The 7493-nt window shown below is 68.1% G+C and carries 7 protein-coding genes, 1 tRNA gene and 1 pseudogene; 6 read left to right on the top strand and 3 right to left on the bottom strand.

The genetic code is table 11. The features are described 5' to 3' along the window. A pseudogene (locus tag A5790_RS13240) lies at nt 1-399 on the top strand (hypothetical protein); the annotation flags it as partial. 124 nt (nt 400-523) lie between these two features. Here A5790_RS13240 and A5790_RS13235 read toward each other — a convergent pair. The 3 genes from A5790_RS13235 to pgm all read right to left on the bottom strand — a co-directional run bounded on the left by A5790_RS13235 (nt 524) and on the right by pgm (nt 3605). Continuing rightward, nucleotides 524-596, bottom strand: a tRNA-Ala gene (locus tag A5790_RS13235). Between the two features lie 55 nt (nt 597-651). Further along, nucleotides 652-1974: an MFS transporter gene (locus tag A5790_RS13230; RefSeq protein WP_066844658.1), complete on the bottom strand. Its 1323-nt coding sequence runs from the start codon at nt 1972-1974 to the stop codon at nt 652-654. Then, nucleotides 1971-3605 (bottom strand): phosphoglucomutase (alpha-D-glucose-1,6-bisphosphate-dependent), encoded by a 1635-nt coding sequence (pgm, locus tag A5790_RS13225; RefSeq protein ID WP_066844656.1) that lies wholly within the window; start codon nt 3603-3605, stop codon nt 1971-1973. Before pgm ends, A5790_RS13230 begins: the two co-directional genes overlap by 4 nt. A 60-nt stretch (nt 3606-3665) precedes the next feature. Here pgm and crcB (A5790_RS13220) point away from each other — a divergent pair, with 60 nt between their 5' ends. The 5 genes from crcB (A5790_RS13220) to mbtN all read left to right on the top strand — a co-directional run bounded on the left by crcB (A5790_RS13220) (nt 3666) and on the right by mbtN (nt 7483). Next, on the top strand, nt 3666-4037 hold the full coding sequence (gene crcB / locus A5790_RS13220) for a fluoride efflux transporter CrcB (protein WP_066844653.1): 372 nt from the start codon (nt 3666-3668) through the stop codon (nt 4035-4037). Then, nucleotides 4022-4399, top strand: a complete 378-nt coding sequence (crcB, locus tag A5790_RS13215) for a fluoride efflux transporter CrcB (protein WP_066844650.1) — start codon at nt 4022-4024, stop codon at nt 4397-4399. The genes crcB (A5790_RS13220) and crcB (A5790_RS13215) overlap by 16 nt, the downstream gene beginning before the upstream one ends. Before the next feature lie 65 nt (nt 4400-4464). Then, on the top strand, nt 4465-4734 hold the full coding sequence (locus tag A5790_RS13210; protein WP_082693853.1) for an acyl carrier protein: 270 nt from the start codon (nt 4465-4467) through the stop codon (nt 4732-4734). Next, nucleotides 4731-6311 (top strand): long-chain-fatty acid--ACP ligase MbtM, encoded by a 1581-nt coding sequence (gene mbtM, locus A5790_RS13205; RefSeq protein WP_082961706.1) that lies wholly within the window; start codon nt 4731-4733, stop codon nt 6309-6311. Before A5790_RS13210 ends, mbtM begins: the two co-directional genes overlap by 4 nt. Next, nucleotides 6308-7483: a mycobactin biosynthesis acyl-ACP dehydrogenase MbtN gene (mbtN, locus tag A5790_RS13200; protein ID WP_066844647.1), complete on the top strand. Its 1176-nt coding sequence runs from the start codon at nt 6308-6310 to the stop codon at nt 7481-7483. The genes mbtM and mbtN overlap by 4 nt, the downstream gene beginning before the upstream one ends. Nucleotides 7484-7493 lie beyond the last annotated feature (10 nt).

Here is a 7493-nt window from a genome sequence, read left to right as displayed (position 1 = left end):
TGGACCACCCGGATGAACGAGCGCTGCGAGGTCGAATGGCTTCCGCCGCCCGAACTGGACACCGGCCAGGCGCGGCTCAACTACTACCACCGCCCCGAACGACTCCTGCGACCCGACGACCAACTCTCGACGCCCTCCACCGACCCGGCCGACACCCCGGATCAAGACACGGCATCGGACGCCGAGCCCGCCGACGAAGACCAAGTGGTCGACGACGAGGGGCATGCGGTAGCACCCGGCGACGACAACGAGATAGCCGACGAAGTCGCAAACCCGCACTCGAATGCTGAGCCCGCCGACGACAACCAGGTCACCGAAGCCGAATCGGGTGCCGCGGTGTCAACTGCCGGATCCAGCGAGCCCGGCGGACCGGCACCCCCAGGAGACCAGGCCGCCTGACGGCCGAGCGAGAAAGCCCAGCCCTCGGATCATCACAGGACGCCGACTCAACATGCCGACTGATGAAGGCCAAGGAACGACGAAACCCGCCCCGGCCAATGGTCGAAGCGGGCTCTCAATCGAGTGGAGCTAAGGGGACTCGAACCCCTGACCCCCACACTGCCAGTGTGGTGCGCTACCAGCTGCGCCATAGCCCCTGAAGTCGTGCCCATCGAAGTTACACCACCTGCCGGAAGCGCTCAAAATCGCTGGTTACGGCACTTCCCCACCGGCCTCGGGGCCAATTGCCCGCGCCGGCGTGTGCTCGGCGGGCCGGGGCCGCGTCTCCGGCGCGAACACCCATCCCAGCGCGGCCAACCCCAGGATCGCCCCGCTGACCACGAATGCCGCGCCGAACGAGGTCTGCTCGGCGATCTGACCCACCACCAGCGATCCGATGATCGAACCCAGGTCGGCCATCATCTGGAAGACCGCGACCGCAGTGCCGCCACGCGCCTTGTTCCCGACGATGTCGGCCACCGCCGCCTGCTGCGGCGAGACGAAGATGCCCGTCGCCGCACCCGTGATGTACGCCGCGACCAGGAAGATCGGCAGCGACGTCGTGAAGCCCACGAGAATCGTCGACACCGCCGACACCGTCAGCCCGACGATCAGTAGCTTGCGCCTGCCGATCCGGTCGGACAGATACCCGCTGGGAATCACCACCGAGACGTTGCCGATCGCGAACGTCGCCAACGCCAAGCCCGCCGCACCCGCCCCGTAGCCGAGGCCCTCGACCACAAACAGCGGCACCAGCGCGATGCGCAACCCGAACGCCGCCCACCCCGTGCTGAAGTTCGAAAACAACGCCGCGCGGTAGGCGCGGTGGCGCAGCACCTGACGTATCGAGACCGCCGCCTCCGCCGTCTGCTCCGGCGCCGCCAGCGTGCTGCCGCGCAGGCTGACGAACACCACGCCCGCCGCGACCATCAGCGCCGCACCGTAAATCACAAACGGCGCCGCCAACCCGAAACCCGCTGTGAGGCTGCCCAGCACCGGACCGCCGACCGAGCCGACCAAAAACCCCGTCGAGAACAGGCCCGCCACGCGTCCGCGCGCGTTCTCCGGTGAGATCCGGATCATCAGCCCCAGCGACGACACCGTGAACATCGCCGAGCCCAATCCGCCCAGCGAGCGGAACGCCAGCAGCTGCCAGTACGTCTGCGCGAACGCGCACGCCCCGGTCGACAACGCGACGATGATCAGGCCGCTGATGTAGACCCGACGCTCCCCCAGCCGCTGCACGAGCAAGCCGGCGGGCGGCGCGGCGATCAACCGCATCAACGCGAATGCCGTGATGACGAACGTGGCCGCGCTGATGCTCACCCCGAAGTGACGGGCGTACTGCGGCAGCACGGGCGCCACCACCCCGTAACCGAGCGCCACCACGACGTTGGCGCCGACGAGCAGCCAGACCTCGCGCGGGAGCTTCGGCTTGGCCCCAGCCTGGTTGGCCCCAGCCTCGTTGGCCCCAGCCTGGTCGGCCCCCGCCGCATCGGGCCCCGTCGAGCTGTCGCCCTCGGGTTCAGAACTCACGCGATGACTCTATTGACCACCTCGCGCGCCGCTTCCTGCACCTCTGCCAGGTGCTCGGGCCCGTTGAACGACTCGGCGTAGATCTTGTAGACGTCCTCGGTGCCCGACGGCCGCGCCGCGAACCACGCGTTCTCCGTCGTCACCTTCAACCCGCCCAGCGGTGCCCCGTTGCCCGGCGCCGTCGTCAACTTCGCCGTGATCGGTTCACCGGCCAGCTCGGTCGCCGAGACCTGCTCCGCCGACAGCTTGGACAGCCGCGCCTTCTGCTCGCGGTCGGCCGGCGCATCGACGCGCGCATACGTTGGGGCGCCGTACTTCTCGGCCAGCTTGCCGTAACGTTGCGACGGCGTCTCACCCGTCACCGCCAAGATCTCCGAAGCCAGCAGCGCCAGGATGATGCCGTCCTTGTCGGTCGTCCACACCGACCCGTCGTGTTGCAGAAACGACGCCCCCGCGCTCTCCTCACCGCCGAAACCGATTGTCCCGCTCAGCAACCCGTCGACAAACCACTTGAAACCCACCGGAACCTCGACCAGTTCGCGACCCAGCCCGGCGACCACCCGGTCGATGATCGATGAACTGACCACCGTCTTGCCGACCGCGGTCGACGCCGGCCATGACGGCCGGTGCGAGAACAGGTAATCGATCGCGACCGCCAGGTAGTGGTTGGGGTTGAGCAGCCCACCGTCTGGGGTGACGATTCCGTGCCGGTCGGAGTCCGCGTCGTTTCCGGTCCCGATTTGGTACCGGTCTCGGTGGGCGATCAGCGATGCCATCGCGTTCGGCGAGCTGCAGTCCATCCGGATCTTGCCGTCGGTGTCCAGCGTCATGAACCGCCACGTCGCGTCGACCAGCGGGTTGACCACCGTCAGATCGAGGTTGTGGCGTTCGGCGATCGCGCCCCAGTAGTCGACGCTCGCGCCGCCGAGCGGGTCGGCGCCGATGTGGATCTTCTCGGCGCTGATCGCGTGCATGTCGACGACGTTGGGAAGATCCGCGACGTAGGCGTCGAGGTAGTCGTGGCGCTGCGCGCTCTGCAGCGCTCGCGCCAGCGGCACCCGCTTGACCCCTTTGAGCCCGTCACGCAGCAGTTCGTTGGCCCGTTTGGCGATCGCACCCGTGGCGTCGGTCTCGGCGGGCCCGCCGTTGGGCGGGTTGTACTTGAATCCGCCATCCCAAGGCGGGTTGTGCGACGGCGTGACGACGATCCCGTCGGCCAGGCCACCCTCGCGACCCCGGTTGAACGTGAGGATCGCGTGGCTGACCGCCGGTGTCGGCGTGTACCGATCGGCCGAATCGATCATCGCCACAACGTCGTTGGCTGCCAGCACCTCCAACGCCGACGCCCAGGCCGGTTCGGACAGCGCATGGGTGTCGCGGCCGATGAACAGCGGACCGGTGGTGCCCTGTGCGGCGCGGTACTCGACGATCGCCTGCGTCGTGGCCACGATATGCGCCTCGTTGAACGCCGCATCAAGGCTGGAACCGCGATGCCCGGACGTGCCGAACACCACCTGCTGATCGACGTTCTCGGGGTCCGGTTCTCGGGTGTAGTACGCCGTCACCACCGAAGCGATGTCGATGAGGTCCTCGGGCTGGGCCGGCTTTCCGGCTCGGGGGTGGGGCGCCATGTACCCGATTCTGCTCCTTGTCGCCATGCGGCGTGCTCGGGTGCGGCCATACTTTGGCTTGTGCTTGGTTACGACGGCCGCGAGGTGCTCGCCGTGTTCGTCGGCGGTGCGCTGGGCACCCTGGCCCGTGCCGCGATCGAGACGCTCCTTACGCCCGAACCCGGGCACTGGCCCTGGCCGACGTTCGCCGTCAACATCGTCGGCGCGTTCGTCCTGGGATACGTGGCCACGCGACTCCCAGACGACAGCTACCGCCGCCCACTGCTGGGCACCGGTTTCTGCGGCGGACTGACCACCTTCTCGACCATGCAGGTCGAGATCCTCAGGATGATCGAGCGCGATCATTTCGTGCTGGCGGCCGGATATGCGTCGGCCAGCATCGTCGCCGGTCTCGCCGCGGCCTGGGTGGCATCGGAATGGGCACGACGATGACGGTCGCGGTGTGGCTGGGCGTCGCGGTCCTCGGCGGGGTCGGAGCGGTGCTGCGCTTCCTCGTCGATCGCACGGTGTCACACCGGCTGAGCGGGGCATTCCCATCGGGCATTTTCGTGGTCAACATCTCCGGCGCGCTGGTGCTCGGCCTGCTCGCCGGCCCCGAACTGGGCCCTACCGCCGCACTGCTGGCCGGTGTCGCGCTCCTAGGCGCGTACACGACGTTCTCGACCTGGATGCTGCAGACCCTTGAACTCGGCGCGGACCGCCGCATCGGACTCGCGATCGCGAACATCGTCGTCAGCCTGGCGCTGGGCATCGCGGCCGCGGCGTTGGGAATGTGGATCGGAACAAGGCTGTGAGATTGTCCGCGAGCAGCGCGGGTAAGCCTAGCCTTACCTGATCCGACGTAGTACCGTCGCGTGCCGTGAACCCGTCTACTCCAGAAGCCGTCAGCGTCGCGCTGGCCGAGATCCTGCGCGACGACATGAACGTCGACGTCCGACGAGTCACCCGCGACTCCCGCCTGATCGACGACGTCGGCCTCGACTCGGTCGCGTTCGCGGTGGGGATGGTGGCCATCGAAGACCGGCTGGGCGTGGCGCTGAGCGAAGAGGACCTGCTCAGCTGCGACACGGTCGGCGATCTGGAAGCGGCCATCCTGGCCAAATCGGCTGCCGCATCCACGAACTCGTGACTGAGCTCTCCGCAGCCCTGTCGGCGGCGATGTCGGGGGCCTCGACGACGTTGTCCGTCCTCGACGCGGAAGCCGGCTCGTGGGCACACCATCCGTGGCAGGAGGTCCACGCGCGTGCCGAGAACGTGGCCGAGCGGATCGCCGACGACGAAGCGACAGCCGTCGGCCTGGTCGGTGAACCCACCGTCGAGTTCGTCGCAGCCATTCCCGGCGCGTTCTTCGCCGGCGCCGGGTTGTCGATCCTGCCCGGGCCCATCCGGCGCGCCGACCCCGAACAGTGGGCGCAGACCACGCTGGACCGGTTCGCCTCCATCGGCGTGACGTCGGTGTTCAGCCACGGTGACGAACTGGCGCTGTTGAGCAAGCACGCGGACACGATCGCCGTTCACGACCTCCTCGAGGTCGGCCACCCGCACCGCTCCACGTCCTTTCGCGGCCCGGACACCGCAGACGTCGCGATCCTGCAGGGGACCGCGGGGTCGACGGGAACGCCTCGCACGGCACAGATTTCGCCCGCCGCGTCGCTGGCCAACCTGCGCGGGCTGATCGAGAGGGTCAACGTCAACGACCGGTCCCGACTGCACAGTTGGTTGCCGATCTACCACGACATGGGGTTGGCCTTCCTGCTGACCGCGACGCTCGGGCAGGCCGACCTGTGGCAGGCGCCCACGTCGGCATTCGCCGCTTCCCCGTTCAACTGGCTTCAGTGGCTGATGGAAACCAAAGCCACGATGACCGCGGCGCCGAACATGGCCTTCAACCTCATCGGCAAGTACGCGGGCCTCGTCAAGGACCTCGACCTCAGTCACCTCGGTTTCACGCTCAACGGCGGAGAACCGGTGGACTGCGCAGGCTACCAACGCTTCGCCGACGAAATGGCACGCTTCGGGTTCAACCCCAATTCCCTCGCCCCGTCCTACGGGCTGGCCGAATCCACTTGTGCGGTCAGCGTTCCCCAACCGTTCACCGGCCTTCGCGTCGACGACGTACAGGTCATCAGCGACGGCAGCGAGACCACGCGCCGCTTCGCGATCCTCGGTCACGCTATCCCGGGCATGGAGATCCGCATCAACATCGACGCCGAGCACACCACCGAGGTGACCGGTCGCGAGGTCGGTGAGGTCGAGGTCCGCGGCACGTCGCTGATGACGGGATACGTCGGCGAGCCCCCGATCGACCGGAACTCGTGGCTGCCCACCGGAGATCTCGGCTATCTCACCGACGACGGACTGGTCGTCTGCGGCCGGGCCAAGGAACTCATCACGGTGGCGGGCCGCAACGTGTTCCCCAATGAGATCGAGCGCATCGCAGCCGAGATCGACGGTGTCCGTGACGGTTGCGTGGTGGCCGTCGGAACCGGCGAGTCCTCGGCGCGGCCCGGGTTGGTGATCGCCGCGGAGTTCAAGGGCGACGATGAGCCCGGCGCCCGCAGCCAGATCGTGGCCCGCGTCGCGTCGCACTGCGGCGTGGTGCCCGCCGACGTGGTGTTCCTCAAACCCGGTGCGCTGCCCCGCACCTCGTCGGGCAAGCTTCGCCGGCTCGAAGTCAAGCGCACGTTGGAGGGAGCAAGCCGATGACAGCCACCGCCGACGCACCGGACGCACCGCCGCTCGAAGGCTACCGCGACCTGCTCGAGCGGGTCTTCGACGATCGCGTCACCGCGTGGACGGCGGAAGCCGAAGAAACGGAACGGTTCCCGCGCAAACTCATCGAGTACCTCGGCGAGTCGGGCGTGTTCGCCGCCAAGTGGCCGCCGGGACTACAGCATCCCGACGTCGCGAAGGTCATCGAGCTCGCCCGCAAGCTGGGTTGGCTGGGCTCGGCGGGCATCGGGGTCGGCGTGGGACTGCACGACTCCGCGATCGCGATCCTGCGCCGCTTCGGCAAGTCGGATTATCTGAAGGAGATCGCCGAGCAGGCGATCCGCGGCGAGGCCGTGCTGTGCATCGGCGCCTCCGAGCAGTCGGGCGGATCCGACCTGCAGATCGTCGGCACCGAAGTGCGTTCTGTCCGCGACGGTTTCGAGGTCAAGGGCATCAAGAAGTTCGTCTCGCTGTCCCCGATCGCCGACCACGTCATGTGCGTGGCCCGCAACGTCGACCACGATCCCAACAGCAAGCACGGCAGCGTCGTGGTGATCGCCGTCCCACTCGCGCAGTGTGAGATCCAGACGCCTTACCGCAAGGTCGGCGCCGGCCCCCTCGACACGGCCGCCGTGCACATCGACTCGTGGGTGCCCGCCGACGCTCTGGTCGCCCGCGCCGGCATCGGCCTGGCCGCCATCTCCTGGGGACTGGCCCAGGAGCGGATGTCGGTGGCGGGGCTGGTATCGACGTCAGTGCAGCGGGTTATCGGAATCACGCAGGCGCGCATGATGGTTCGCAAGCAGTTCGGCAACAGCCTGTGGGAGCACCAGGCACTGCGGCTGCGGATGGCCGACCTGCAGGCACGCGTCGACATGCTGCGCTACGCACTCGACGGGGTCGCCGCGACCGGAAAGCTCGACCTTCGCACCGCCGCCGCGATGAAGGTCAACGCCGCCCGCCTCGGCGAAGAGGTGATGAACGAGTGCATGCACCTCTTCGGCGGGTCCGGCTATCTCGTCGAGGAGACTCCGCTCGGAAGATGGTGGCGGGACATGAAACTGGCCCGCGTCGGCGGGGGCACCGATGAGGTGCTGTGGGAGTTGGTCGCCGCCGGGATGAAGCCCGACCACAACGGCTACGCCGAATTCAACCAGCTGCCCTGACGGCCGGACC

Origin of the sequence: Mycobacterium sp. 852002-51152_SCH6134967, from assembly GCF_001667105.1 — a bacterium.
Classification (GTDB): Bacteria; Actinomycetota; Actinomycetes; order Mycobacteriales; family Mycobacteriaceae; genus Mycobacterium; species Mycobacterium neumannii_A.
This window is presented reverse-complemented; position numbering and strand designations above follow the sequence as displayed.

Bases quoted from the DNA above. Each gene is read 5' to 3' on its own strand.
- mbtN (WP_066844647.1), top strand. From the start codon at position 6,308: ATGACAGCCACCGCCGACGCACCGGACGCACCGCCGCTCGAAGGCTAC.
- crcB (WP_066844650.1), top strand. From the start codon at position 4,022: ATGGGCACGACGATGACGGTCGCGGTGTGGCTGGGCGTCGCGGTCCTC.
- pgm (WP_066844656.1), bottom strand. From the start codon at position 3,605: ATGGCGCCCCACCCCCGAGCCGGAAAGCCGGCCCAGCCCGAGGACCTC.